Annotated in this window: 22 protein-coding genes and 1 tRNA gene; 10 read left to right on the forward strand and 13 right to left on the reverse strand. The window is 72.7% G+C overall.

Translation table 11 applies throughout. The features are described from left to right. Window positions 1–110 precede the first annotated feature (110 nt). Window positions 111–776: a class E sortase gene (locus tag AC060L_RS03425; protein WP_483796875.1), complete on the forward strand. Its 666-nt coding sequence runs from the start codon at window positions 111–113 to the stop codon at window positions 774–776. Between the two features lie 89 nt (window positions 777–865). Here the strand turns inward: AC060L_RS03425 and pknB are convergent, their stop codons facing one another. The 6 genes from pknB to AC060L_RS03455 form a co-directional block, all read right to left on the reverse strand. Next, complete coding sequence (pknB, locus tag AC060L_RS03430) at window positions 866–3,037, reverse strand: Stk1 family PASTA domain-containing Ser/Thr kinase (protein ID WP_483796876.1); 2,172 nt, start codon at window positions 3,035–3,037, stop codon at window positions 866–868. Window positions 3,038–3,303: 266 nt separating this feature from the next. After that, a complete protein-coding gene (locus AC060L_RS03435) occupies window positions 3,304–4,770 on the reverse strand; it encodes a peptidoglycan D,D-transpeptidase FtsI family protein (protein ID WP_483796877.1) in 1,467 nt (488 codons plus the stop codon). A 101-nt stretch (window positions 4,771–4,871) separates the two neighbouring features. Continuing rightward, window positions 4,872–6,329 (reverse strand): FtsW/RodA/SpoVE family cell cycle protein, encoded by a 1,458-nt coding sequence (locus AC060L_RS03440; RefSeq protein ID WP_483796878.1) that lies wholly within the window; start codon window positions 6,327–6,329, stop codon window positions 4,872–4,874. Between the two features lie 13 nt (window positions 6,330–6,342). Next, the gene (locus AC060L_RS03445; RefSeq protein WP_483796879.1) at window positions 6,343–8,097 is read right to left on the reverse strand and encodes a protein phosphatase 2C domain-containing protein; all 1,755 of its coding nucleotides are present in this window, start codon (window positions 8,095–8,097) and stop codon (window positions 6,343–6,345) included. 99 nt (window positions 8,098–8,196) lie between these two features. After that, window positions 8,197–8,793, reverse strand: coding sequence for an FHA domain-containing protein FhaB/FipA (locus tag AC060L_RS03450; protein ID WP_483796880.1), 597 nt, complete (start codon window positions 8,791–8,793; stop codon window positions 8,197–8,199). An 11-nt stretch (window positions 8,794–8,804) separates the two neighbouring features. Then, entirely contained in the window at window positions 8,805–9,695 is an 891-nt protein-coding gene (locus AC060L_RS03455) for an FhaA domain-containing protein (RefSeq protein WP_483796881.1), read from the reverse strand. A gap of 440 nt (window positions 9,696–10,135) precedes the next feature. Between AC060L_RS03455 and AC060L_RS03460 the strand changes: the two genes are divergently transcribed. Continuing rightward, a tRNA-Leu gene (locus AC060L_RS03460) sits at window positions 10,136–10,222 on the forward strand. 123 nt (window positions 10,223–10,345) lie between these two features. Here AC060L_RS03460 and AC060L_RS03465 read toward each other — a convergent pair. Then, window positions 10,346–10,540 (reverse strand): hypothetical protein, encoded by a 195-nt coding sequence (locus tag AC060L_RS03465; RefSeq protein WP_483796882.1) that lies wholly within the window; start codon window positions 10,538–10,540, stop codon window positions 10,346–10,348. A 70-nt stretch (window positions 10,541–10,610) separates the two neighbouring features. Here AC060L_RS03465 and crcB (AC060L_RS03470) point away from each other — a divergent pair, with 70 nt between their 5' ends. The 3 genes from crcB (AC060L_RS03470) to crcB (AC060L_RS03480) are packed head-to-tail and all read left to right on the forward strand — an operon-like array spanning window position 10,611 to window position 11,814. Next, complete coding sequence (gene crcB / locus AC060L_RS03470) at window positions 10,611–11,069, forward strand: fluoride efflux transporter CrcB (protein ID WP_483796883.1); 459 nt, start codon at window positions 10,611–10,613, stop codon at window positions 11,067–11,069. Beyond that, complete coding sequence (locus AC060L_RS03475) at window positions 11,066–11,443, forward strand: DUF190 domain-containing protein (protein WP_483796884.1); 378 nt, start codon at window positions 11,066–11,068, stop codon at window positions 11,441–11,443. The genes crcB (AC060L_RS03470) and AC060L_RS03475 overlap by 4 nt, the downstream gene beginning before the upstream one ends. Beyond that, a complete protein-coding gene (gene crcB / locus AC060L_RS03480; protein WP_483796885.1) occupies window positions 11,440–11,814 on the forward strand; it encodes a fluoride efflux transporter CrcB in 375 nt (124 codons plus the stop codon). The genes AC060L_RS03475 and crcB (AC060L_RS03480) overlap by 4 nt, the downstream gene beginning before the upstream one ends. Window positions 11,815–11,846: 32 nt before the next feature. Here the strand turns inward: crcB (AC060L_RS03480) and AC060L_RS03485 are convergent, their stop codons facing one another. Further along, a complete protein-coding gene (locus AC060L_RS03485) occupies window positions 11,847–12,221 on the reverse strand; it encodes a hypothetical protein (protein WP_483796886.1) in 375 nt (124 codons plus the stop codon). A 311-nt stretch (window positions 12,222–12,532) separates the two neighbouring features. On the opposite strand from AC060L_RS03485, the gene AC060L_RS03490 reads away from it, so the two are divergent. Both AC060L_RS03490 and AC060L_RS03495 read left to right on the forward strand, forming a co-directional pair. Next, entirely contained in the window at window positions 12,533–13,894 is a 1,362-nt protein-coding gene (locus AC060L_RS03490; RefSeq protein WP_483796887.1) for a hypothetical protein, read from the forward strand. A gap of 299 nt (window positions 13,895–14,193) precedes the next feature. After that, window positions 14,194–14,883 (forward strand): alpha/beta hydrolase, encoded by a 690-nt coding sequence (locus AC060L_RS03495; RefSeq protein ID WP_483796888.1) that lies wholly within the window; start codon window positions 14,194–14,196, stop codon window positions 14,881–14,883. A gap of 25 nt (window positions 14,884–14,908) precedes the next feature. Here AC060L_RS03495 and AC060L_RS03500 read toward each other — a convergent pair whose 3' ends face one another. Next, a complete protein-coding gene (locus AC060L_RS03500) occupies window positions 14,909–16,150 on the reverse strand; it encodes an MFS transporter (RefSeq protein ID WP_483796889.1) in 1,242 nt (413 codons plus the stop codon). 139 nt (window positions 16,151–16,289) lie between these two features. On the opposite strand from AC060L_RS03500, the gene AC060L_RS03505 reads away from it, so the two are divergent. Beyond that, complete coding sequence (locus tag AC060L_RS03505) at window positions 16,290–17,126, forward strand: hypothetical protein (RefSeq protein WP_483796890.1); 837 nt, start codon at window positions 16,290–16,292, stop codon at window positions 17,124–17,126. Window positions 17,127–17,248: 122 nt separating this feature from the next. Here the strand turns inward: AC060L_RS03505 and AC060L_RS03510 are convergent, their stop codons facing one another. From AC060L_RS03510 to AC060L_RS03520, 3 genes are all read right to left on the reverse strand, one after another. Next, window positions 17,249–17,488 (reverse strand): chaplin, encoded by a 240-nt coding sequence (locus AC060L_RS03510; protein WP_483796891.1) that lies wholly within the window; start codon window positions 17,486–17,488, stop codon window positions 17,249–17,251. 146 nt (window positions 17,489–17,634) lie between these two features. After that, entirely contained in the window at window positions 17,635–18,882 is a 1,248-nt protein-coding gene (locus AC060L_RS03515) for a sensor histidine kinase (protein ID WP_483796892.1), read from the reverse strand. Next, on the reverse strand, window positions 18,879–19,541 hold the full coding sequence (locus tag AC060L_RS03520) for a response regulator (RefSeq protein ID WP_483796893.1): 663 nt from the start codon (window positions 19,539–19,541) through the stop codon (window positions 18,879–18,881). Before AC060L_RS03520 ends, AC060L_RS03515 begins: the two co-directional genes overlap by 4 nt. 188 nt (window positions 19,542–19,729) lie before the next feature. Here AC060L_RS03520 and AC060L_RS03525 point away from each other — a divergent pair, with 188 nt between their 5' ends. Next, window positions 19,730–21,559 carry a phosphatidylglycerol lysyltransferase domain-containing protein gene (locus AC060L_RS03525; RefSeq protein ID WP_483796894.1) on the forward strand — a complete coding sequence of 610 codons (1,830 nt, stop codon included), beginning with the start codon at window positions 19,730–19,732 and terminating at the stop codon, window positions 21,557–21,559. Window positions 21,560–21,833: 274 nt separating this feature from the next. Further along, window positions 21,834–22,592: a hypothetical protein gene (locus tag AC060L_RS03530; protein WP_483796896.1), complete on the forward strand. Its 759-nt coding sequence runs from the start codon at window positions 21,834–21,836 to the stop codon at window positions 22,590–22,592. Window positions 22,593–22,620: 28 nt separating this feature from the next. Here the strand turns inward: AC060L_RS03530 and AC060L_RS03535 are convergent, their stop codons facing one another. Beyond that, window positions 22,621–25,425, reverse strand: coding sequence for an ATP-binding SpoIIE family protein phosphatase (locus AC060L_RS03535; protein WP_483796897.1), 2,805 nt, complete (start codon window positions 25,423–25,425; stop codon window positions 22,621–22,623). Window positions 25,426–25,599 lie beyond the last annotated feature (174 nt).

Genomic DNA, 25,599 nt, shown 5'->3' on the forward strand with positions numbered 1-25,599 from the left:
GGCCGGTTCGCCGCCCGTACGTCCCCAGCACGCGAGGCGGTATCCCCGTGACGCAGCACCCGAGCAGCTCCGCTCCGCGTCGGCGGTCCCGGTGGACAGTGGGCCTGAGCATGCTGGGGGAGCTGCTGATAACGGCCGGCCTGGTGCTGGCCCTCTTCGTCGGGTACTCCCTCTGGTGGACCGACCTGACGGCCGATCACCACGCGGGGCAGGCCGGCGCCAAGCTGCGGCAGTCCTGGACGGCGCCCGCGCCGTCGGCGGGCCCGGTGGCCGGGCCGGCGTACCAGGGCGGGGACGCGATCGGCTTCCTGCACGTCCCGGCAATGGGCAAGGACTACTCGGTGCTGATCCGCCCGGGTACCGGCCCGGAGGTGCTCAACGAGGGCGTCGCCGGCGTCTACCAGGAGCCCTACCGCGCCGCCATGCCCTGGGACGCCACCGGCAACTTCGCGCTCGCGGCGCACCGGGACGGGCACGGCGCGAAGTTCCACGACCTGGACGCGGTCGACAAGGGTGACGCGGTGGTCGTCGAGACCCGGGACGACTGGTACGTCTATCGGGTGGATGCGGTGCTGCCGCAGACGTCGAAGTACGACACCGGCGTCATCGCCCCGGTCCCGGAGGGCGCCGGCTACACGAAGCCGGGCCGCTACATCACGCTGACCACGTGCACGCCGGTGTACACGTCGCGGTACCGGATGGCGGTGTGGGGCAGCCTGGTCCGGGTGGACCGGATGGACGCGCTGCGGACACCACCGGCCGAGCTGCGGGACTGACGGGCCCCCGGACAGCCGAAAGGGGCTGTGGACGACCGTTGCGTCGTCCACAGCCCCTTCTCAGCTGCTCGGCTCGGGCCCGCTAGGGCTTAGCCGTTCCCGTTCCCGGGCGGTGTGTTCCAGGGCCAGGTGATGCCGCCCCCGGCCCCTTTGGCCGGCGAGGCCGGCGGGGTGGTCGCCCCGCCCGGCGGGGTGGTCGGGGGAGTCGGCGGGGCCGCCTGGGTGATCAGCTGGACGCTGCTGTTCGGCGGGACCAGCTGGTTCGGACCCGGGTTCATCTGGTTGACGACGGACTTGTCGTCGCTCGGACCCGAGATCGTGTACTGCAGGCCCTTGGCGAGCAGTGCGGCGGTCGCTTCCTTGACCGTCTTGCCCGTGACGTCCGGCACCTGGACGTTCTGCGGCGTCGCGTAGATGGTCAGCTGGACGGTCGAGTTCGGCGCCGCCTTCTGGCCCGCGTTCGGGGTCTGCGAGGCGACCGTGCCGACGACCTGGCCGGCGTTGGTGGACGGGGTGGTCTTCGAGGAGTCGACCGTGAAGCCGGCGGCCTGCAGCGCCTGGGTGGCGGCGTCGCTGGTCTGGCCGACCACACCGGGCACCGCGACCTTGGCCGGACCCTGCGAGATGGTCAGGGTGATCGTGGCACCGGGGTTGGCGTTGCCGGTGACGTCCTGGGAGATCACCGAGTCCTGCGGGACGGTCGGGTCGTTGGCGTACTTGGGGACGACCTGGAAGCCCGCGGTGGTGAGCGCCTGGGTGGCGGCGTCCTTGGGCTTGCCGGTGACGTCCGGGACCGGGGTCTGGCCGGGGCCGGTGGAGAGCTGGACGGTGATCTGCCCGTTCGAGGCCATCTGGGTGCCGGCGGCCGGGCTCTGCTGGCAGATCAGGCCGCTGGCGATGTTCGCGCAGGCGGTCGGGGCGCCCTGGGTCAGCGTCAGCTTCGGGCCGGCGCTGTGCATCGCGGTGGTGGCGTCGTCGACGCTCTTGCCGGTCAGCGTGGGCACGGTGATCTGGCTGCTCGCGGCCCCGGCATTGCCGCCCTTGAACATCGCGGAGGCGACGAAGAACGAGCCGACCAGGACCAGCACGGCCGCCACGGCCAGGATGATCCAGGAGGTGTTGCTCTTGCGCGGCGGCTCGTCGCGGCGGCGGCCGGCGCGGCCACCGTCCTCGTAGCCGTCGCCGCCACCGGCGTAGGTGTCGTCGTAGCCGTTCTCCTGGTAGCCGGCCGGCGCGCCCTGGTGGTAGCCCTGCTGGCCGCCGACCGGGGAGAGCATGGTGGTCGGCGCGCTGCCGGGGCCCTGCTGGGGCAGCATGCTGGTCTGGCCGTACGGGTCGTGCTGCTGGGCCGGGTAGCCGTTCTGGTCGTAGCCGTAGCCGCCCATGCCGTAGGCCGCCGCCTGCTGGGCGGCGACGACCGGCAGGCCGTCGAGGAAGCGCTCGATGTCGTCGCGCATCTCGTCGGCGCTCTGGTAGCGGTAGTCCCGGTCCTTGGCGAGCGCCTTGAGCACGATCGCGTCGATCTCCGGGCGCACCTCGGGGTCGTACGCGGACGGCGGCTGGGCCTCCTCGCGGACGTGCTGGTAGGCGACCGCGACCGGGGAGTCGCCGACGAACGGCGGCCGGACGGTCAGCAGCTCGTAGAGCAGGCAGCCGGTGGAGTAGAGGTCCGAGCGGGCGTCCACGGTCTCGCCCTTGGCCTGCTCCGGGGAGAGGTACTGGGCGGTGCCGATGACGGCGGAGGTCTGCGTCATCGTCATGCCGGCGTCGCCCATCGCGCGGGCGATGCCGAAGTCCATCACCTTGACGTTGCCCTGCCGGGTCAGCATCACGTTGGCGGGCTTGATGTCGCGGTGCACGATGCCGGCCCGGTGCGAGTACTCCAGGGCCTGCAGGATGCCGATGGTCATCTCCAGCGCGCGCTCGGGCAGCAGCCGGCGCCCGGAGTGCAGCAGCTCGCGCAGCGTGGAGCCCTCGACGTACTCCATCACGATGTACGGGATGGAGATGCCGTCGATGTAGTCCTCGCCGGTGTCGTAGACGGCGACGATGGCGGGGTGGTTGAGCGAGGCCGCGGACTGTGCCTCGCGCCGGAACCGGGCCTGGAACGAGGGATCCCGGGCCATGTCGGCGCGGAGCGTCTTCACAGCGACGGAGCGGCCGAGCCGGGTGTCATGGGCGAGGTAGACCTCGGCCATGCCGCCGCGTCCGAGGACGCCGCCGAGCTCGTACCTGCCGCCGAGGCGACGAGGCTCTTCCATAGTTCCGACCCTCTCCCTCACCGGGCGGTGAGGATATGACGTAGGTGTCCCCGCACGTTTCAGTAGTGACGCTGCCTTCGCCACGATGGTTCTGTGACGCCCACTGGCCCGGTCAGCCGGGGCAGCCGGACACATGTCGCCGCTGCGGATACGCTACCGGTCACCTGCTCGACAACTCGACACGCCCGGCAGCTGAGACCAGACCGGTATCCGACAGCCCAGTATCGCCGACGGCGGGGAGAACCCGGAGAGCCGTCACCGGTCGATCACTGGCCGATGGCCGCCTGCATGATCGTCTTGGCGATCGGGGCGGCGAGGCTGCCGCCGCTGATCTCGTCACTCTGGGCGGCGCCGTCCTCGACCACCACCGCGACGGCGACCGGCACGTTGTTGCCGACCTTCGCGTACGAGACGAACCAGGCGAATGGCAGGCCGCTGTTGTCCTGGCCGTGCTGGGCGGTGCCGGTCTTGCCGCCGACCTCGACGCCGTTGATCTTGGCGTTCTGGCCGGTGCCGTTCTGCACGACGTCGACCATCATCGACTGGAGCTTCTGCGCGGTGGCCGGGCTCACGGCCTGGTCCATCTCGTGCTCGCTGTGCTTGGAGATGACCGAGCCGGAGCCGGTGCGCTCCTCGTCGACCAGGTACGGCTGCATCAGCTTGCCGTTGTTGGCGATCGCGGCGGCGACCATCGCCATCTGCAGCGGGGTCGCGGCGGTGTTGTGCTGGCCGATCGCGTCCTGGGCGGTGCCGTCCGGCGTGGAGTCGGACGGGAAGGTGCTCTTCGCGGACTTGATCGGGATCGAGACCGAGCTGTTGAAGCCGAACTTCTGCGCCTGGTTCAGCAGCTTCTCCTCGCCGAGGTCGGCGCCGAGCTTGCCGTAGACGGTGTTGCAGGAGATGGTCAGCGCGTACTTGAGCGTGGCCTGGCCGCACTGCTCGTCCGGGCTGTCGTTGCGCAGCACGGTGTTGGTGCCGGGCAGGACGTAGGTGTCCGGGGTGTCGGTCTGGTCGTCCGGATTCTGGTACTTGCCGGTCTCGAACGCGGTGGCGGCGGTGACCAGCTTGAACGTCGAGCCGGGCGGATAGGTCTCGCTGAGCGCCCGGTCCAGCATCGGCTTGCTCGGGTCCGCGTTGAGCGAGTTCCAGTTGTTCTGGTCGGGGTTGATCGAGTTGCCGGCGAAGCTGGCCGGGTCGTAGGACGGCGTGCTGACCAGCGCCAGGATCGCGCCGGTGCGCGGGTCGATCGCGACCGCGGCGCCCTTCTTGCCGTTCAGCCCGTTGAAGGCGGCCTGCTGGACCTTGGGGACGATCGTGGTGATCACGTCGCCGCCGGTCTTCTGCTTGCCGGTCAGCAGGTCCATCGTGTTGCCGAAGAACAGCCGGTCGTCGGTGCCGGCCAGGATGCCGTTCTCGGCGTAGTCCAGGCCGCTGTTGCCGAAGGCCTGGGAGGCGAAGCCGGTGACGGGGGCGTACAGCGGGCCGTTGGTCCAGCCGCGCTTGTACTTGTAGAGGTACCCGGTGGTGAGGTTCGACTGGGTGAGCGCCTGCTGCCCGCCGGCGGCGAAGATGTTGCCGCGCGGGTAGGAGTACTGGTCGTAGACGTTGCGGCGGTTGTGCGAGTCGTTCGCATAGCTGTCCGCGACCACGGCCTGCACCCAGTTGGCGCGCAGCAGCAGGGCGAAGATCAGCACCATGCAGAAGACGGAGACCCGTCTGATGGGCTTGTTCATGAGACGGTCCCCTCCTCGTTCCCGGTGCCGTGTGGTCGTTCCCGGTGCGTGCGGTGCGGCGGTGCGATGGTGCGGCGAGAGTCATTCAACCGCACAAACGGTTACGCACTGACCGCCCGGGTCGGTTCCCGGCCCGGTTCGGCGGCCGGGCGCCGGGCGGAGTCGCTGATCTTGAGCAGGATCGCGACCAGGCACCAGTTGGCGATCACCGGGGAGCCGCCCTGCGCCAGGAACGGCAGTGCCATGCCGGTCGGCGGGATCAGCCCGGTGACGCCGCCGGCGACCACGAAGACCTGGAGGGCGAAGCCGGCCGAGAGCCCGGCGGCCAGCAGTTTGCCGAACGGGTCGCTGGTGGCCAGCGCCGTGCGCAGGCCGCGCTGGACGATCAGCCCGTACAGCACGAGCAGTGCCATCAGGCCGGTCAGGCCAAGCTCCTCGCCGAACGAGCCGAGCATGAAGTCGCTCCTGGCGGCGAAGCCGAACACCCAGGAGCGGCCCTGGCCGAGCCCGGTGCCGGTGACGCCGCCGGTGCCCAGGGCGAGGAGCGCCTGGCCGGTCTGTTCGGTCGCGCCGGGCGCCGGGTGCGCGGCGAACGCGGTCGGCGGGTGCAGCCAGGCGTCGATCCCCACCCGCAGGTGCGGCGCCCCGGCGGCGGCCAGTGCGGTGCCGGCGGCGAGCAGCAGGCCGATGACGACCCAGCCGGTCCGCTCGGTGGCGATGTAGAGCATCACGACGAAGAGGCCGAAGAAGAGCAGCGAGCTGCCCAGGTCGGTGTCCAGGACCAGGATCAGCACACTGAACAGCCAGACCAGCAGGATCGGGCCGAGGTCGCGCCGGCGCGGCAGGCAGAGGCCGAGCAGACGGTGGCCGGCCAGGGCCAGCGTCTCGCGCCTGGTCACCAGGTAGCCGGCGAAGGAGACCGCCAGGACGATCCTGGCGAAGTCGCCGGGCTGGATCGAGAAGCCGCCCAGGTGCAGCCAGATCCGCGCAGCGCCGTCGGAGCCGCCGGCCGGGAGGAAGGCGGGGAGCAAGGCGGGGACGGCCAGCAGGGCCAGTGCCAGCGCCATCGAGGCGTGCCTGCGGCGCTGCAGGGTGCGGTGATCGTGGAGCAGGGCGATCACCGCGAGGAAGAGCGCGATCCCGAGCGCACACCAGAGCAGTTGGTGGGTGGCGGCCGAGGGGCTGCCGCGCAGTGGTTGGCCGGCCCGGTCCAGCCGCCAGATCATCACCAGGCCCAGCCCGTTGAGCAGGGTGGCCAGGGGCAGCAGCAGCGGGTCGGCGTGCGGGGCGTACCGACGCACCGCCAGGTGTGCGGTGAGCGCCAGCGCTGCCATGCCCGCCCCGTACGCCGCCATCCCGGCGGGCAGCTCGCCGTCCATCGCCAGGCCGGCGTCCGCATAGCCGAGGACCGGCAGCACCACGGCGAAGGCGAGCAGTGACAGCTCGGTGCGCCGCTGGTCCGGGGCGCCGAGCGGTTCGAGGGCGACCGGGCGGATCCGGTCCCCCGTCCGACCGAACCGCCCGGCGGGGCGCGGGTCGGTCGTCGGGGGCCGGCTCATGGTCGCGGTCCGGTCAGGAGCCGGTGCAGTTCCCGGCCAGCCGCTGCTCGTCCGCGGTGAGCGGGGGCGGGCCGGTCGGCGTGGGGGAGGCGCTGGGCGTCGGAGTGCTGGGCGCCGGGGCGCTCGTGCTCGGCGCCGGCTGGGCCGGTGACTCGGCCGGGGCCTGCGGGGTGGTCGTCGGGCTCGGCGTGGCACCGGCCTTCGGCAGGGTGCCGACCCTGGGCGCCGTGTAGTACGCGGCGCTGCTCGCCGGCGGGGTGCCGGTGTCGCCGGCGGCCGGCTTGGCGCCCTCGGCGACCTTCTTGCAGACCGTCGCCTGCGCGTCCAGGCTCTGGACCTGTTGCTTGGCGGCGTCCAGGCTGTCGGCGCTGATGGTGTTCTTGAGCTGGGCCTGCTGAGAGCTCGGCAGGTACTTGACCTCGACGCTCGGGTAGTCCTGGTAGACCGAGGAGAGGCTCAGGCCGGGCAGGCTCTGGTTGACGCCGCGGTAGACGGCGACGTGGCCGCCGCTGTCGGCCACGTAGTACCGGTCCTGGGTCCACTGGTAGCCGCCGTACGCCGCGCCGCCGACCAGGCCGAGCGCCACCACGGTGATCGCCGAGCGCTTGAACCAGCGGCGCTTCTTCGGCTGCTCGACCGGGGCGGGCTCCTCCTGCGGATACTCCTCGGGCTGGTACTCGCCACCGGGGGCGCCGGGGTCGGCCGGGCTGCCGTAGCCGTCGGCCGCGCCGCCGTAGCCCTCCTGCGGGTAGCCGGCGTAGCCGTCCTGGGCGTAGCCCTCCTGCGGGTACCCGCCCTCGTGGTAGCCGTCCTGCGGGTAGCCGGCCTCGCCGTAGCCCTCGGCGGGGCCGAAGCCGCCCTGGCCCTGGTAGTTGTCAGCCGGGCCGAAAGCGCCCTGCGGGGCCGGCGGCCGGCCCAGGCCGGCGGCGCGACCCGCCGGGGTGTCCAGCACCTGGTTGTCCATCACGGTGCCGTGCGGGCCTTCGGCGACCGCGCCGACCACCACGGGCACGGCCGTGAACTGGCCGCTGAGCGTGTCGCTCGGGCCGACGTCGAGTACATCTGCGACGACGCAGGTGATGTTGTCGGGGCCGCCACCGCGCAGCGCGAGCTGGATCAGCTCCTGGATCGTCTGCTCGGGCGCGTAGAAGCTCCCGAGCGTCTCCTCCAGCGTCTGGTGGCTGACCGGGCCGGAGAGGCCGTCGGAGCAGATCAGGTAGCGGTCGCCGGCCCGGACCTCACGGATCGACAGGTCGGGCTCGACCTGGCCGCGGCCGTCCAGCGCGCGCATCAGCAGGGAGCGCTGCGGGTGGGTCTCGGCCTCCTCCGGGGTGATCCGGCCCTCGTCCACCAGCCGCTGCACCCAGGTGTGGTCCTGGGTGATCTGGCTCAGCGAACCGTCACGGAGCAGGTAGGCGCGCGAGTCGCCGACGTGCACCATGCCCATCCGCTCGCCGGTCCACAGCAGCGCGGTGAGCGTGCAGCCCATGCCCTCCAGGTGCGGATCCTGCTCGACCATCACGCGCAGCCGCTCGTTGGCGGCCTGCACGGCGTCGTTGAGCAGGGTCAGCAGGTCGGCGTGCGGGTCCGACTCGTCCAGCGAGATGATCGAGCTGAGGGCCTCGGAGGAGGCGACCTCGCCGGCGGCCGCGCCGCCCATGCCGTCGGCGACCGCCAGCAGACGCGGGCCGGCGTAGCCGGAGTCCTCGTTCCCCTCCCTGATCAGACCCTTGTGGGATCCGGCGGCGAAACGCAGCACGAGGCTCATACGGTGCGTGCCCCCCTCTGGGCCTCGCGCGGGGCCGCGGCGCCGCTCACGCGGCCGGCCCGGCTGGTCATGGACGGGGTGCTGTCCCTCATGCGCCTACTACTTCCGCAGTTCGATGACGGTCCTGCCGATACGGATCGGCATGCCCGGCTGGAGCGGTGTCGGCGAGGTCAGCCGCTGCCGGTCCAGATAGGTGCCGTTGGTGGAGCCTAGATCCTCTACGGTCCACTGCCCAGTCTGGTCGGGGTAGATCCTGGCATGACGCGAGGAGGCGTAGTCGTCATCGAGCACGATGGTCGAGTCATGGGCCCGGCCGAGTGTGATGACCTGGCCCTGCAGTGCCACGGTGGTGCCAGCCAGCGCGCCCTCGACCACCACGAGCTGGCTCGGAGCGCCGCGCCGGCCCCGGCCGGCACCCGGCTGCGAGCCGGACTGGGGGTTGCCGGTCCGCTCGCCCTGGTCGCGCGGACCGGGCTGCGGGCGGGCGCCCGCGCCGGCCGGCGCGGGCGTGGCGGTCGCGTTCGCGGTCCCTCCCGCGGTGGCGTTCGCGGCGGCACCGGCCGCGCGGCGGCCGGTGCGGACGGTGCCCTTGGCGCCGAACAGGTCGCTGCGGATCACCTGCACCGCAACGATGACAAACAGCCACAGCACGGCCAGGAAACCCAGCCGCATGACTGTCAGAGTCAGCTCGGACACCGCTGCTCGCCCTACCCTTCGACCTGTCGGTAGATGATCGTCGTGGAGCCCACGACGATCCGCGAGCCGTCGCGGAGCGTAGCGCGCTGGGTGTGCTGTCCGTCCACCACGATGCCGTTGGTGGACCCCAGGTCGAGCACCATGGCGGGGGTGCCGGGGCGGATTTCGGCGTGCTTGCGGGAGACGCCCGGGTCGTCGATCCGGACGTCCGCCTCGGTGGAACGGCCCAGCACGCAGGCGGTGCCGGTGATCTGGTGCCGGGTGCCGTTGACCTCGATCCAGCGGCGGGTGCCCGCGCCGGTGCCCGAGCCGGGGAACGGCCGGACGTTGCCGGCCGGCGGCGGCACGGCCGACTGCGGGGCGCTCGGGATCGCGGGCGGGGCGCTCGGCGGCGGCCCGGCGTACGTCGGCGCGCTGCCCTGCTGCCACGGCGCGGCGGCGGGCTCGGCCGGACCGCGACCGCCGGTGTAGCCGGGGTGCGCGGGCGGGGCGGGCTGCTGGTGCTGCGCGGCAGGCGGCTCGGCGACGTCGGTCGCCAGAGTGCGGCTGCGCACGCGGTAGAGGCCGGTGTCCAGGTCGTCGGCGCGCTCCAGATTGACCTGGAGCGGACCGAGGAAGCTGTAGCGCTGGGCCTCGGCGTACTCCAGGACCATTCCGGACAGCTCCTGGCCGAGCTGGCCTGCGTACGGGCTGAGTCGCTCGTAGTCGTGCGGGCTCAGCTCGACGATGAAGTCGTTCGGAACGACGGTGCGCTCGCGGTTCCAGATGGTGGCGTTGTTGTCGCACTCGCGCTGCAGCGCTCCCGCGATCTCCACCGGCTGGACCTCGGACTTGAACACCTTGGCGAAGGTGCCGTTCACGAGACCCTCGAGCCGCTGTTCGAACTTCTTCATGACTCCCACGGGGCACCCCCTTCCAAGGGCTGTCGTCTGCGGTACCGGGCCACGGCGGGCCCGAATGCGGTACTTCCGTACTGATCGTATCCACGCCCAGGCCATCTGTACGGTTCCCCGGCCAGCCGGATGGTCCGAGCGAGGGGTCGGGCACACCCCTCGCCGCCGGGCGGTACCCGGTGGCACGACTGGTACCCGCTGCTCGGGCGGCTCATCCCTGGGCCGAACGGGCTCACCCGTTCGCCCGGCCGTTCGAGTGGCGGGCCGCGGACAGCTGTGCAGGCCGGGGGCGGGAAGGGATTCGTAGCTTCGGCTCGCACCGTGCTAATGTTTTCCACGTCGGAAGGGGCGCCCGAAAGGGAGCCGAAGCCGGTCGGGTGAGAAGCGAAGCGGGTCCAAACCGGTTCGATCTCGTCCGAGCGATCGGTTAGCATCTTCTACACCACCTTGCGCGGGTGGCGGAATAGGCAGACGCGCTGGATTCAGGTTCCAGTGCCCGAAAGGGCGTGGGGGTTCAACTCCCCCCTCGCGCACCAGCTGAGGCCGGTTGCATCGACGAAAGTCGGGGCAACCGGCCTCACTTGTTTCCCTGCCTTGCTTTCTTGCGGAAGTGGTGCGGCGCTGCGGAAGTGGTGCGGCCCTGCGGAAGTGGTGCGGCGTCAGCCTTCGCCGGATTCCTCCCCCGGGCTGTGCGCGATGGTGATCCCGTGCTTCTCGGCCATCCGGAGCAGCCCGGAGATCCGGCCCTGATACGCCTGGACGCCGTCCAGGTCGCCCTCGGCGCGCGCCTTCGCCAAGGCGTCGCGGGCCAGTGCCAGCTGCTCGCGCAGCTCCTCGTCGAACATCGCGGTCACCTGACCAGCATCGCCTCGCGGCGGCACATCTTCAACCGGTGCCGGTCCGGTCCGGCGGTAGGTTGGGCGGATGGAGACGAGGACCGAACCGGTCGCCGCGCCGCCGAGCGAGCGGGTGCGGCTGCGCGGCACGTACGACGTGCTGGCGGTGATCGCGGTCGGCGGCGTGATCGGTGCCGAGGCCCGGTACGGGATGGGCCGGCTCTGGCCGACGTCGGCCGGCACGTTCCCCGCAACCACGCTGCTGATCAACGCGCTCGGCTGCCTGGTGATCGGGGTCTTCCTGGTGGTGATCACCGAGGGGCGCCCGGCGCACCGGCTGATCCGGCCGTTCTTCGGCACCGGCGTGCTCGGTGGCTTCACCACCTTCTCCACCTACTGCGTGGACGCGCAGAAGCTGATCTCCGGCGGCCACGCCGGCACCGCACTCGGTTATCTGGCGGTCACCCTGCTGGCCGCGATGGTGGCGGTCACGGCCGGGGCCTGGGCGGCGCGGCTGGTGCTGCGCCGGGCGGGGCTGCTGCGATGACCGGCACGAGGCCTGCGCTGCGGCTGACCGTCTACGTCGGCGACACCGACGTCTGGCACCACCGCCCGCTGGCGGCCGAGATCGTGCACCGGGCGCACGCCGCCGGGCTGGCGGGGGCCTCGGTCTTCCGCGGGGTGGAGGGCTTCGGGGTGGGTGCGGTGGTGCACTCGGTGCGGTTGCTGTCGCTGAGCGAGGACCTGCCGGTGGCGGTGGTGATCGTGGACGCGCCCGAACGGGTGCGGGCCTTCCTGCCGCGGCTGGCGGAGCTGGTGCGGGGGACCGGGCTGGTGACCCTGGACGAGGTCGAGATCGTCGACTTCGGAGCGGGCGGCGCCGATGGTGCCGATGGTGCTGATGGAGAGGGCCGACGGTGAACGGGTATCTGCTGGTCGGCGTGGGGGCGGTGGTGGGTGCGCCGTTGCGCTGGCTGACCGACCGGGCGGTGCAGGCCCGGCACGACTCGGTCTTCCCGTGGGGGACCTTCGCGGTGAACGCGTTCGGCTCGCTGGTGCTGGGCCTGGTGACCGGCGCGGTGCTGGCCGGGGCGGCGAGCTCACAACTGCAACTGCTGATCGGCACCGGCTTCTGCGGAGCGCTGACCACGTACTCGACGTTCAGCTACGAGACGCTGCGCCTGGCCGAGACCGGTGCCCGGCTGTACGCGGTGGCGAACGTGACGGTCTCGCTGGCGGCCGGGCTGGGTGCGGCGTTCGCCGGCTCGGAGCTGGCGAAGGCGCTGTTCTGAGTCCTGTGCTGAGTGCTGCGCTGCGGGAGCGGTCAGACCATCAGTTCGCTCTCGATCCTGCGGGTGTGATGGCGGGCCATCGCGAGGTTGGCCCGGGACCGGTCCAGCACCAGGAAGAGGAAGAGGCCCTGCCCGGTCGTCCCGGTGAGCGGCCGGATCAGGTGGTACTGGTGGGTGAGGGTGGCCAGGATGTCCTCCATCTGCTCGCCGGGCCGCCCCTGTAGCTCGACCGAGCGCAGCGTGGCCCGGACCACGTCGGTGCTCCCGGCGGCGGCCAGCGTGAGGTCGAGGTCGGGCGCGTGGCCCAGGGTGCCGAGCGCCATCCCGCTCCCCACGTCGACCAGGGCGGCGCCGAGCGCCCCCTCGATGGCCATCGCCGCTCTGAGCGCGTCGTCGACTCCGGACACCCTGACCTCCCGCGTGATGGTTCCGATACCGACAGCCTAGGGAGCTGTCGGGGTCATGCCGGGCCAGGGCTGAGTAGTGATCACAATTGACCGGTTTGTGAGTGGTGATGAATGGGATTGTCGATAGATCGTCGAATATGCGACCACTTCGGGGGGTGAGGAAACAAACTGGAATTCGATAACGGAATGGGAACAGTTGATTCGCGCCGGTCGTGCGCCCGTCGTGCACGGATAAGGTGATCCGCGCTCCGGGGGGACCGCCTTCGGGCTGACGCGGCCGCAGATGGCCGCAGCGCAGGCAGGACGGTTCTGTGAATCTCACGCGTACGGCGGCCCTCGGTGCCGCTGTCCTCGGTCTCGCTTCTCTGTCGCTGGCGGCCGGTCCGGCCGCCTACGCCGACGACTTCGGCAGCCTCAAGCTGGGGCCCTGGGGGACTTACGACGTCGGGCACCAGGACGTCACGGTGGCACCCGGATCTTCCGAGGACTTCGCGATCTGGGTCAACGGGGCCGCCGGTGCCGATATCGATGCCAATGTGCTGGTGACCGTCAAGACCGTCGGCAGCGACGGCACGGCGCTGCCGACCGGCGTCTCGCTGAGCTTCCCGAACAGCAAGTGCACTCCGGCCGTGCCGGGCACTGCGCCGGCTCAGGCGGCGGCGTTCCTGTGCGAGGTGAGCAACAAGGCCGGTTCGATGATGCCGCCCGGCCCGCCCACCGGCCAGACAGCGGCCCGGGCCGATGTGACGGTGCAGTTCGGGGCGAACGCGCCGGACGCGGAGCACGTCGAGCTCACCCAGACGCTGGTACCGCAGCAGGACCAGACCCTCGCCCAGGTCGAGGCCGACCAGAAGGCCGGGAAGGCCTTCCAGAGCAGCAGCGAGCTCTTCGAGGTCGAGTCGAAGGACCGGGCGGCGCAGGGGACGAGCACCTTCCAGCTGACCGACTTCTCGGCCGGCCAGACCGTGGTGCAGACCGTCAAGGTGCACGCGGCCGACAACCCCGACGTGCAGATCTTCGCCGAGGACGGCGTGGCCGGCCAGACCTGGAACCCGGACCAGAAGACCGAGATCGCGCTGCCGGCCGGCCTCGACCTGATCGCGGCGACGGCGGACAACGGCGCGAAGTGCAAGACGGTGCCGGTTTCCTACCAGCACGTGCAGGGCGCCGGGGACGGCCCGTCGCTGGTGACCTGCGAGGGGCTGGCCACCGGTGACACCACGCTGAAGCTGACCTTCAAGGCGGACGCCGCGCTGAAGGACACCCAGGTCAAGCTGCACAGCCGGTACCGGGTCTACTCCAACAGCTCGTACGACAGGCCGTTCAGCGACGCGGTCGGCAGCTTCGCGGTGAAGGCCGTCGCCGCTGCGCCGGTCACCAGCGCCGCGCCGACCGCCAGCGCTGCGCCCGCCACCAGTGCCGCCCCGGTCACCAGCCCGGTGGCGAGCGCCTCGGTTGCTCCGTCGGCCACGGCGTCGGCTGTCGCGGCCGCCGCGACCACCGGCGCGGCCACGCCGTCCGCGACGGCGAGCCGCAGCGGTGCTGCCACCGGGCAGGAGCTGGCCTTCACCGGCGCGGGCAACGTCGTTGGCTATGCGATCGGTGGCGCCGTGGTGCTGGCCGCCGGCGTGGGCATCACGTTCGCCGCGCGCCGTCGGACCGCCCGGGGCTGATGCCGGAGCCGGTAGAAGCGGCTGCCGAAGGCCGGCCGGAGCGACTTGCGTCGCTCCGGCCGGCCTTCGGCGTGTGTGGGGGTGGAGGGAGTGGTTCGGGGGCTGCGGGCGAGGGGGACGTCGCGGGGCAGCGACAGCCGTCCGGGAGGTGTGGGTGGTGGTTGCGGGCGGAGGGTGCGTGTTGTCGGGGGGTGGGTGGGGTGTGTGGGGGCGGGGGCTGCGGGTCGGGGCGGGGAGAATGGGTTTCGGGGCCGGTCCGGTCGGAGCGGGCGGCGGGACAGGTGACAGGAGGTGCCGCGGTGGTGGACTGGCGGGTGCGGCCCGAGCGGGTGCAGGCGGTGGTGCTGGTGCTGCACGGCGGGCAGGAGCACAGCATGGCGCCGGCCCGGCCGTGGCAACTGGCCTCGGTGCGGATGCGCGGCTTCGTCCGGCCGCTGGTCCGGAGCACGGCCGGGGCCGGCGTGGCCGTCGGGCTGGTCCGCTACCGCTACCGGGGATGGAACGGCGAACGGGCGGACGCCGCCAGGGACGGCGCGTCGGCGCTCGCGGCCGTCGCAGAGCGGTTCGGGCCGGTGCCGGTGGTGCTGGTCGGCCACTCGATGGGCGGGCGGGCCGCGCTGCGGGCGGCCGGGCACCCGACCGTCACCGGTGTGGTCGCGCTGGCCCCGTGGTGCCCGCCGCAGGACCCGTGCGAACAGCTGGCCGGGCGCACCCTGCTGACGCTGCACGGTGACCGTGACCGGGTGACCGATCCCGCCGACACCCGGCGGTTCGCGGCCCGGGCCAGGGCCGCGGGCGCGGCGGTGGCCGGCTTCGAGGTCGCCGGGGCGGACCACGCGATGGTGCGCCGTTCCCGTGTCTGGCACCGCAGCACCGCGCTGCTCACCGCCGGTCTGCTCGGGCTGCGCCCGCTGTCGCCGGAGGTGACCGCCGCGCTGGAGCTGCGCGGCGCGGACCAGGCCGGACTGCGGATCCAGCTGCCCGGCTGACGGCCCGTCGGGCATCGGGGAGCCGTCAGCGCCGGCGCACCGAGCGCAGCGTCAGCATCGCCGCCGTACTGACGAGCAGCCAGAGCGCGCCGAACCCGAGCAGTGCCGGACCGCCGACCAGTGCGGAGACCGGCCCGGCGGCGGCCAGCCCGAGCGGGCCGAGTGCGAAGGCACCGAGGGTGTTGTACGCGGAGATCCGGGCCCGTACTCCGGCTGGGATCTCGCGCTGGGTGACCGTGTCGTAGAGCGTGCCGGAGACCGCCGAGGCGAGCCCGGCCAGCGCCGCTCCGCCGCAGATCCACGGCAGCCCGGCGCCGCTCGCCAGCGCAGCCGAAGGCATCGCGAAGCCGAGCATCGCGACGGTGGAGACCAGCAGCGGCCGGCGGGGCCGGCGCCCGCCGAGCAGCAGCAGTCCGCCGGCCACCGCGCCCGCACCCTCCACCACCAGCACCAGGCCCCAGGCCCACGCCCCGCCGAGCCGCTGCTGCGCGACGGCCGGGCCGAGCACGAGGAACGGCGCCCAGGTCAGGAAGTTGAACAGGCAGCCGTACAGCGAGCTGGCCCAGAGCCACTGGCGGGATCTGAACTCCTGCCAGCCCTCGCGTAGTTGGTGCACGAAGCCGGGCTGCTGGGCGGGTGCGGGCAGGGCCACCGAGATCCGGGCGAGGGTCAGCACGCTGACCGCGTAGCTGGCCGCGTCCAGGGCCAGCACGAGCGCCGGGCCGGCGGTGGCGCAGAGCAGCCCGGCGATCGCCGGACCGGCCACCGTACTGGTCGAACGGGCCAGTCCCAGGAGTGAGTTGGCCCTCATCAGCTGATCCCCCGGGGCGATCCGCGGCACCAGTGCGGCGAGCGCCGGGCTGAACACGGCCTCCCCGGCGCCGAGCACCGCGACCAGCACCAGCGGCACCCAGAGCGGCGGCCGGCCGCCGAGCAGCACGGCCGCGAAGGCGCCCTGGGCCAGGCAGCGGGCCAGGTCGGCGGCGAGCATCACCCGGCGACTGCCCAGCAGGTCCGCGCCGACGCCGCCGATCAGCAGCAGCAGGACCAGCGGCACGATTCGGGCGGTCATCACCAGCCCGAGTCCGGTGCTGCCGGCGCCCGAGTCCAGCACCGCGAAGGCCAGGGCCACCGGGGCCATCGAGGAGCCGAGCACCGAGGTGGCAAAGCCGGGGAAGAAGAATCGGAAATTCCGGTCGCGCCATAACGGGGAATGCGGCACCAGGGCACGCACCGACCCCTGGCGGTCGCGCGGAGCGGTCGTCATGAGCAGCAGCCTGCCGGTCTCCGGCGCCGCCGGGCAAGGCTTTCCCGGAAAAAACATGAGTGACTTGATATCAATTTCCGGCTACCGTCGAAAGAGCGCAGTAAACAGCTGCTGAGCTGCGCACAACAGGGGAGCGGGGATGTCTGATTTACTGCGGGAAGAATGCGAGCCGGTGGAATACGCGGTCGCCGTCGAGCGGTATCTGGCGGCCGCCGAGCTGACCGAGGGATCGCGCAGGATCTATCGGATCGCGCTGGTGACCTGGGCGTGGGCGCTCGCCGGGCGCACCCCGCCGCAGGGGGCCGAGCGGCGGCGGGCGGCGCCACCGGTGTTGCCGCTCGCGCTGCTGGACGACCCGCGCGCGGCCGACCGGCTACGCGCCGCGGTGGCCGAGCGGACGGCGGTGGCGGGCGAGCGGACGGTGCGGCGCGAGCTCTCCGCGCTGCGCGGGGCGCTCGCCTGGTGGCGGGCGCGGGGCTGGCTGACCGGCGATCCGGTGCCGGGCAGGGCGTGGCCGGTGCCGAGCGCCGATGGCTCGCAGCCCGATCGGTACCGGGCGCTCGGGCCGGCCGAGGTGCGGGCGGTGCTGTCGCTGGCGGCGCCGCTGCGGGACCAGGTCTGCTGGCACCTGCTGTACGAGTCCGGGGCGCCGATCGAGCGGCTGCTGGCGCTGGACGTCGATGACATCGACGTCTCGGGACGGCATGGCCGGGGGCGGGCGGCCGGGCTGCACTGGGGCGCGGGCAGTGCCCGGCTGCTGCCGCTGCTGCTGGTGAGCCGCGCGGGCGGGCCGCTGCTGCTGACCGACCGCCGGGCGCCGGCCGGCACACCGGCTCGCGACCGGTGCCCGCTGACGGGGCGCGGGCGGCTCTCCTACCGCCGGGCGGCGGAGGTGTTCGCGAGCGCCACCCGGCCGCTGGACCCGGCGGGGCGGGGGTGGACGCTGCGCCAGCTGCGGCTGAGCGCTGCGCGGTAGGGGGTGGGGGGTAGGGGGAAAAAGGCGGGGGCGGGAGCTGGGGGGAGCGCGTGGGGGGACGTGGGAGGGCAGCAAAGCGGCCGACCCCGCTGGCTTGCGGGACCGGCCGGGAGTGGAGCAGATCAGGCGTTGATGCAGGTGTTCCCGAACGCCGGGTTCGCAATGCTGACGACGCCGATGCTGTTGCCGCAGACGTTGATCGGGATGTGAATCGGGATCTGGATCACGTTGCCGGACAGCACGCCGGGCGAGCCGACCGCCACGCCGGTGGCGGTGGCGTCGGCAGCGGCGGCACCGGCCCCGCCCAGCACCAGGGCACCGGCAGCGCAGGCCAGCACGAGGGCCCTGCGGAAGTCCTTCATGGTCTTCTCCGTTTCCTTGCGGGAGCGAACAGGTCACGCAGGATCACGACCGACCATTCCTGGCCGAAAGTGTTCCTCGGCTTACTCTTCGTCGTCGGGCCCCGCGCAGACGGTTGCGCCACCCGCTATTCACCCGCTCGGCGGAGCTAATCCCGCCCGGCCGACAGACCGTGGGCCAGCAGCGCGGCCTCCACCGATTCCGACTCCGGCCGCGTTCGCGAGCCCGGCACGGCGTCCTGCGCCGGCAGTTCGCTGTGCACCGCGAAGCCCTGGTCGGGGGTCGGCCCGGCCGTCATCGAGCCGCCGAGCAGCTGGGCCCGCTCGCGCAGGCCGACCAGCCCGTGCCCGCCGCCGGGCAGCCCGGCCGGCTCCCGGCCGTCCGGGCGCCGTGGCGCAGGCCCGTTCTGGACGTCCACCAGCAGCCGCTCGCCGCGAACGGTGAGCCGGACCCGGACCTGGGCGCCCGGTGCGTGCTTGCGGATGTTCGTCAACGCCTCCTGCACGGTCCGGTAGGCGGCCCGCTGCACGGCTTCCGGCCATTCCCGGGGGCCCGGGGCCAGCTCGGCCTCGGTGGGCAGGCCGCTCTCCTCGATCAGCCGGGGCAGGTCGGCCAGCTGCGGCTGCGGGGTGAGCGGGTGCTGCGGCTCCCGGCCCGCGCCGGCCGCGCGCAGCACGCCGACCATCTGCCGCAGCTCCTGCAGCGTGCGCACCGACAGTTCGCGGATGGTCTGCGCGGTCTGCGCGGCCGTCGGGTCGGTGGTGGAGACCTGCAGGCCGCCGGCCTGCACGCTGATCAGGCTGACCTGGTGCGAGACCACGTCGTGCATCTCCCGGGCGAGCCGGGTCCGCTCGGTGGCGAGCACCCGTTCGGCGAGCAGCCGGGCCTCGCGCTCCCGGCCCCGGGTCAGCTGGTCCAGCCGCAGCGTCAGCTCCCGCCGGGTGCGGGCCAGCAGTCCGAGCGCGACCGGCGCGGTGCCCAGCAGCAGCGACTGCATCAGCGCCAGCCCGTCGGTCTGGTTGAGCGCGAACGGGTTGATGCCGGAGTTCGGCTCGCTGACCGACCAGGTGAAGTAGTCGGCCGCGCCGAAGGCGGTCGCGCAGAGCACCGGCAGCAGCAGCCGGCGCCGGTCGGCGGCCACCGAGTAGAGCGCGGTCATCGAGGCCAGCCAGCTGTCGGTGAAGAAGGTGCCGGGCAGTGCGCACAGCATCGACAGCATCGGACTGCGTCCGCGCAGCAGCAGGCCGGCCGCCGCGAGGCAGTTCAGGCCGGTCTTCCACCAGGCCGTGTTGTGGTCCAGCAGCCAGCTCTCCAGCAGGGATATCAGCACCGGCAGCAGCAGCGTGAGCCAGTGCACCACCCGGGCTCTGGCGCCGGCCGCGCCGTCGCCGCTCACTGCTGCGGGGGCCGGACGAGCCCGGCCCGGTGGGCGATCACGGCGGCCTGCACCCGGTTGGTGGCGCCGAGCTTGCCGAGGATCGCGCTGATGTGGTCCTTGACCGTGCCGGTGCCGAGGAAGAGCCGGTCGGCGATCTCCGCGTTCGCCAGCCCCTCGCCGAGCAGCGCCAGCACGTCCAGCTCGCGCCCGGTCAGCGTGCGGACCAGGCCGAGTGCGGTCGAGTCGGGGCCGCCGCCCTCCACGTAGCCGCCGATCACGGTCCGGGTGACCGCCGGCGAGAGCATGCTGCCGCCGGCCGCCAGGATCCGCACCGCGTGCACCAGCTGGTCGGGCGCGGTGTCCTTGAGCAGGAAGCCGGCCGCGCCGGCCCGCAGCGCGGTGCCGATGTACTCGTCGGTGTCGAAGGTGGTCAGCATCGAGACGGCCGGCGGGTCGGGCAGCGCCCGCAGCTTGCGCAGCACCGAGATGCCGTCCAGGTCGGGCATCCGGATGTCCAGCAGCACCACGTGCGGCTTCAACCGCTGGACGAGCTCCTCCGCCTCGGCGCCGGAGCAGCCGCCGACCATCTCCAGGTCGGGGGCCGAGCCGACGATCAGCCCCAGGCCCGAGCGGACCAACAGCTCGTCGTCCACGATCAGCACACGGATCGCTGTCACGATGCCTCCTCACTCTCGCTACCCCGGGGATGAGCCTAGGGCCAAAACAGGGTGGCACCCCCGCCGAACGGCGGGGTTGGAATCGGCTGACCGGTTCACGCGATTCTCATCCTGGGTGGGCCACGATTGAGGACGCTCCTTCCGGCACTGCGGATGCGCCGCCCGGACTGATCGTTTGGAATTGACCTGTGTCGACCACCAAGCAGCCCGCGCCGGCTGCCACGCCCAGCAGTGGCCCGCTCGCCAGGCTGCGGCCCCACGCTGCCACCGGCACGGTCTGGTACCTGCGGCTGGTCGCCCTGCTCAACGTGGTCGCGGTGCTGGTGGAGCCGTTCCGCAACACGGTCCGCCACCACAACGAGGGCGAGTTCTTCACGCCCTACCTGGTCACGTCGGGCCTGGCCGCGGCGGTGCTCTCGCTCTTCCTGGCAGTTGCGATGCGCCGCCGCAAGCGGGCGGCCTGGATCTTCAACTTCGTGCTGGGCGGTCTGGTCTTCCTGGTCTACGTGCTGGCGCTCGCCGTGCCGGGCGGCGACGGCTACGACCACCACGTCTTCAACTACTTCTCCGCCGCGCTGACCGGCCTCTTCGTGCTCTGCCTGGTGGTCGGGCGCAAGGAGTTCACGTCCAAGGGCGACCGGTCCAACCCGAAGATGGCGGTGGTCACCTTCTTCGGCGGCCTGCTCTTCGGCGGGCTGGTCGGCGCGGTGCTGGTCGGCTTCTACAACACGCTCTCCGGCTCCGGGTTCGGCGACCGGTTCCGCTACGCGGTCGGCCGGATGATCACGGTCAGCCCGTCCGAGCGGCTGATGGACGTGATCGACGTCCCGAGCTGGCTGAACGCCTTCATCAACGCGATGGGCGCGGTGCTCTTCCTGCTGGTGCTCTACGTGGCATTCCGCAGCCCGCGCGGCAAGGAGCTGCTCTCCGAGCAGGACGAGGCGCAGCTGCGCGACCTGCTGGAGCGTCAGGGCGACCGGGACTCGCTCGGCTACTTCGCGACCCGCCGGGACAAGGCGGTGATCTTCTCGCCGTCCGGCAAGGCGGCGGTCGCCTACCGGGTGGTCGGCGGTGTCTCGCTGGCCTCCGGCGACCCGATCGGCGACCCGGAGGCCTGGCCGGGCGCGATCGAGCAGTGGCTGGCCGAGGCGCACACGCACGCCTGGGCGCCGGCCGTGATGGGTGCCTCCGAGGAGGCCGGGGTGATCTACGCCCGGCACGGCCTGGACGCGCTGGAGCTGGGCGACGAGGCGATCGTCGAGCTGGACGAGTTCTCGATGGACGGCCGCGCGATGCGGGCGGTCCGGCAGGCGTACAACCGGGTCAAGCGGGCCGGCTACACGGTCCGGATCCGGCGGCACGAGGACATCCCCGAGGCGGAGATGGCCGATCTGCTGGCCAAGGCGGACCGCTGGCGGGACGGCCAGACCGAGCGCGGCTTCTCGATGGCGCTGGGCCGGCTCGGCGACCCGGCCGACGGGCGCTGCGTGATGCTGGAGTGCCATGACGGCGGCGGTGAGCTGCGCGCGCTGCTCAGCTTCGTCCCGTGGGGTCCCAAGGGCCTCTCGCTCGACCTGATGCGCCGGGACCGGGACAGCGAGAACGGCCTGATCGAGTTCATGGTGATCCAGCTGCTGGAGAAGGGCACCGCCGAGGTCGGGCTGGAGCGGGTCTCGCTGAACTTCGCGATGTTCCGCTCGGTCTTCGAGCGCGGCTCGCGGCTCGGGGCCGGCCCGGTGCTGCGGCTGTGGCGCGCGGTGCTCGGCTTCTTCTCCCGCTGGTGGCAGATCGAGTCGCTGTACCGGGCGAACGCCAAGTACCGGCCGATCTGGGAGCCGCGCTACCTGCTGTTCGAGAAGAGCAGCGAGATCCCGCGGATCGGCATCGCGAGCGCCCGTGCGGAGGGCTTCATCACCGCACCGAGTCTGCCCGCCCTGTTCCGTCGTCGGCATTCCCGTTCGGTCGCCCCGCCGGCGACTCCCGGGCAGCCGGCGGCGGAGCGTGGCGGGAAGGGGTAGCCCTCCGCCGGGGGGCGGAGGGGACCAATCACCCTGATGGAGTCTCAGGGTTCCCACTGAGGCACAACTCACTCTCCAGCGGGGTATGTCCCCGATATGGAAAAGCGCTGTATCCCACTTGAGGATGAGTGGGAAACCGCCGAATAGGCGGAGTCGGATCGGGGACCAATTGCCTAGGCTGGATCTCAGGACGAAGCCCGGGCGGGCCTACGGGGGCGTCGGCCGGAAAGCAACCGGACCATTGATCCGCAGCAGAAGGACGAGAGAGGCAGTCGTGGACGAGAGCACCCGCACGGGGGACGAGCGATGGGGGTGGACGGCGCCGGCGCGCCGCGCCGTCGTCGCCGAGTGGGGCACGCTGTTCGGCACCGTACGGGACCACCTGGTCCGCAGGCGTTTCGCGTCCATTCCGCTCGCACTCGGTGCGACCTTCCTGATTCTGCTCTTCAGCATTGTTCAGCACCTGCCGGGCGGTGAGCAGTTCGTCAACCGGATCGGTGTGGTCAAGGCCGCGCTGCCGCTGGACGTCTCACTGCTGCGCACCCCTCTCTCGCTCTACGTGCCGGCGCTCGACCTGCCGGTCTGGGGGGCGCTGGCACAGGTGCTGCTGGTCTTCGGGATCGCCGAGATCGTGCTGGGCCGCAAGCTGACGCTGTTCATCGCCTACGCCTGCACGCTGGCCGGCACGATCTACGCGCGGGTGGGCCTGGAGATCGGTCCCGACCACCTGCTCGGGCTGCCGGCGAAGGTCGCGCACATGCGCGACACCGGTCCGTCGGCGGCCGTGGTCGCGCTCGCGCTCTGCGTCGCCTGGAAGACCCGGGCCTGGGTCACCGGCGCCGCGGTCTTCGCCGTCATGGTCGGCGAGGCCGTCGTGCTGCCGAACCTGGCCGGCTTCGAGCACGTCGCGGCGCTGATCGTGGCGGTGCTGATCGCGGCCGCCGTCGAGGTCTTCGGCAGCTACTGGCCGAGGGTGCTGGCCGGGGTCGGCGCCGCGAGCCTGTTCGGCGCCGACCGGCACCGGATCGCCTAGGGCCTTGTCAGGCAGGCCCTAGGGCGAGTCAGCCGCGCGGCAGCGGCTGTTCGAACCAGACCACCTTGCCGACCGCCTTGCGGGCGGTGCCCCAGCGCTCGGCGAGCTTGCTGACCAGGTGCAGGCCGCGGCCGCACTCGTCCATCGACTCGGCGGGCTCCAGCGAGGGCAGGTTGTGGTTGTCGTCGCTGACCTCGACGAGCAGCTTGTCCACCCGGATCAGCTGGAGCTGGACGTAGTCCCGGGCGACCCGGACCGCGTTCGTGACCAGCTCGCTGACCAGCAGCTCGGTGGTGTCGCTGAGCGCGCCGAGCCGCCAGGCGGTGAGCTGGTCGCGGACCAGCTGGCGGGCCCGGCGGACCTCGGCCCGGTCCACCGCGAGCGTCCAGGTGGCCACCTCGGTCTCGGCCACCCCGTCGAAGCGGGCGACCAGCAGGGCCACGTCGTCCTTGCGGTCCTCGGTGTGCAGCCGGTCGAGCACCGTGTCGCAGGCCTCGTCGGGCGTCTGCTTGGGATCGATCAGGTTCCCGCAGAGCGCCGCCAGGCCGGCTCCTATGTCGCCGCCGCGCACCTCGACCAGTCCGTCGGTGCACATCACCAGCATCGAGCCGTCCACCACGTCGATCTTCTTCGCGACGAACGGCACCCCGCCGACCCCGATCGGCGCGCCGGCCGGGATCTCCAGCAGCTCGCCGGTGCCGTCCGGGTGCACCAGCACCGGCGGCACGTGGCCGGCGCTGGCCAGCTCGCAGGTCCGGTTGATCGGGTCGTAGACCGCGTACAGGCAGGTCGCCAGGTGGTCGTCGCCGAGTTTCTGGGCGAGGTTGTCCAGGTGCCGCAGCAGCTGACCCGGCGGCAGGTCGAGTGCGGCCAGGGTCTGCATCGCGGTGCGGAAGCGGCCCATCGCGGCGGCCGAGTGCAGGCCGTGGCCCATCACGTCGCCGACCACCAGGGCGACCCGGCTGCCGGGCAGCTGGATCGCGTCGAACCAGTCGCCGCCGACCTCGGCCCGCCGGTCGCCGGGCATGTAGCGGTGCGCGATCTGCACGCCCGGGATCTGCGGCGGGCGGGTCGGGATCATCGAGCGCTGCAGCGTGGTGGCCACCTTGGCCTCGGCGCGGTGCAGCCGGGCGTTGTCCAGCGAGAGCGCGGCGCGGGCCGCCAGCTCCAGCAGGGTGGCGGCGTCCGACTGGTCGAACGGCGCCCGGTCGGGCAGCCGGAGCAGCTTCAGGATGCCCAGCACAGTGCCGCGCGCGGAGAGCGGCAGCGCCAGCATCGAGCGGCCGGCCACCACCGGGACCAGGCTGGGGCCGCCGCCGAGCGAGGCGGCGTAGTCCACCGCGATGTCCTCGCCGACCACCGGCACCAGGACCGCCTGGTTGCGCTGCAGGGCCATCCCCGGCGGGGTGCTGCGCGGCATCGCGAGCAGCGCGCCCTCCTCCAGCACGTGGCCCCAGTTGCCGGAGGCGGCGTTGTAGGCGCGGGCCACCCGGCGCAGCATGGTGTCGTCGTCCGGCTGCTCCTCGGGCAGCTCGGCGTCCGAGATCAGCCGGTCGAGCAGGTCCACGCAGGCGAAGTCGGCGACCCGGGGGACCAGCACCTGGCAGAGCTCTCGGGCGGTGGTGTCCAGGTCCAGCGTGGTGCCGACCTTGCCGCCGACCTCGTTGAGCAGCGCCAGCTGCTCGCCGGCCTGCCCGCTGGTGATCAGCGGGACCAGCTGGTCGGCGAGCGGGACGGTGGGGCGGGTGCCGCCGTCCGCCGGGCTCTGCGCCGAGCCGTTCGCCGAGCCGTTCGCGGAGAGCGGCGGCACGGGCTGGTCGGTGACCACGGTGGCTCCCGGGGGTGCGGCGGGCGCGGTGCTCGGGGCGGCCGGGGTGGCCGAGGTGGTGGGGGTGGCCGGGGCGTTGGGTGCGGCCGGTCGCTGGTCGCCGCGCTGCTCCGGCACGCCTCTCCCCCGGCTGCCGGCCAGCGGATACCGCCCGTTCAGCGGTCCGGCTGAGGCGACGGCCGGGCCGCCGCCGTTGCCGGCGGCGGCCGAGCGCTGCTGGGCGGTCGGGTAGCGGCGGCCGAGCGCGGCGGCGGGCTGGGCGGCGGCGGTCGCGGGCTCGTACGGGATCACCGGGAGCCGGGTGCCCGCGTCCAGCCAGAGTGCCGGGACGCCCGCGGTGGCGATCCGGCGCAGCAGCGCGCGGCGGCGGGCGGCGCCGGCGCGCGGCAGCAGGGTGGCGAGGCCGGCGGTCCCGTTCGGGCCGGCCGGTGCGAGCGTGGCGGCGATCCGGTGGAAACCGCCCTGCGGGTCGGCGGCGGCGGAGTAGGGCAGCAGCCGGCGGCCGATCGCGATCCGCGGGCCGGCCGCGCGCAGCGGCCGGGCGTCGGCCGCCAGCGCGAGCAGGCTGCGGCCGCCGTCCGGTTCGATCACCGGATAGGCCCACCAGAGCACTGAGCGGTCGCGCTCCTCGCGGTCGGTGACCGGCATCAGGCCGGCCCAGGCGGTGAGCCGGGTGAGGTCGCCGAGTGCGTCGAAGGCGTCCGAGCGGCGCAGCGGTGCGCCGGGCGGCTCGTTCGGCGTCCTCGGCTCGAAGGCGGGCAGCAGGCCGCGGGCGGTGCGGCCCTGGACGGTCTCGGTGCGGTGGCCGAAGAGCTCCTCGGCCGCACGGTTCCACAGCGCGATCCGGCCGTCCGAATCGACCAGGACGGCGGCCAGCCGCACCATGGCCACCACGCCGGAGGGCTGGTCGGCCTCCTCGGCGTGGCCGGGCGGCTCGACGGTGCCCAGCGACAGGGGCTGGTCCGTCGGGCTGGCCGTTGTGCTGGAGTTCGGGTCGTCCGCCATGGGGTTCGATTCGCTCCCGCCTGGTCGGCTGCTGCCTGCCGTGTTGCTCGCGTGTCGCTCAAGCGAAGCACGGACCGGGCAGCGACCGGTACCCAAACCGTCAGATTCGTCAGGATCAGTTGCGTGTCACCCAGCGTGCGCCGTTCCGCACGCCCTGTCCACAACTTTGTTGGC

The sequence above is a fragment of the Kitasatospora sp. NEAU-69 genome, from assembly GCF_057158765.1.

Bases quoted from the DNA above. Each gene is read 5' to 3' on its own strand.
- AC060L_RS03425 (WP_483796875.1), top strand. From the start codon at position 111: ATGCTGGGGGAGCTGCTGATAACGGCCGGCCTGGTGCTGGCCCTCTTC.
- AC060L_RS03535 (WP_483796897.1), bottom strand. From the start codon at position 25,425: ATGGCGGACGACCCGAACTCCAGCACAACGGCCAGCCCGACGGACCAG.
- AC060L_RS03435 (WP_483796877.1), bottom strand. From the start codon at position 4,770: ATGAACAAGCCCATCAGACGGGTCTCCGTCTTCTGCATGGTGCTGATC.
- AC060L_RS03475 (WP_483796884.1), top strand. From the start codon at position 11,066: ATGACCGGCACGAGGCCTGCGCTGCGGCTGACCGTCTACGTCGGCGAC.
- AC060L_RS03500 (WP_483796889.1), bottom strand. From the start codon at position 16,150: ATGACGACCGCTCCGCGCGACCGCCAGGGGTCGGTGCGTGCCCTGGTG.
- crcB (WP_483796883.1), top strand. From the start codon at position 10,611: ATGGAGACGAGGACCGAACCGGTCGCCGCGCCGCCGAGCGAGCGGGTG.
- AC060L_RS03440 (WP_483796878.1), bottom strand. From the start codon at position 6,329: ATGAGCCGGCCCCCGACGACCGACCCGCGCCCCGCCGGGCGGTTCGGT.
- AC060L_RS03510 (WP_483796891.1), bottom strand. From the start codon at position 17,488: ATGAAGGACTTCCGCAGGGCCCTCGTGCTGGCCTGCGCTGCCGGTGCC.
- pknB (WP_483796876.1), bottom strand. From the start codon at position 3,037: ATGGAAGAGCCTCGTCGCCTCGGCGGCAGGTACGAGCTCGGCGGCGTC.
- AC060L_RS03445 (WP_483796879.1), bottom strand. From the start codon at position 8,097: ATGAGCCTCGTGCTGCGTTTCGCCGCCGGATCCCACAAGGGTCTGATC.
- AC060L_RS03505 (WP_483796890.1), top strand. From the start codon at position 16,290: ATGTCTGATTTACTGCGGGAAGAATGCGAGCCGGTGGAATACGCGGTC.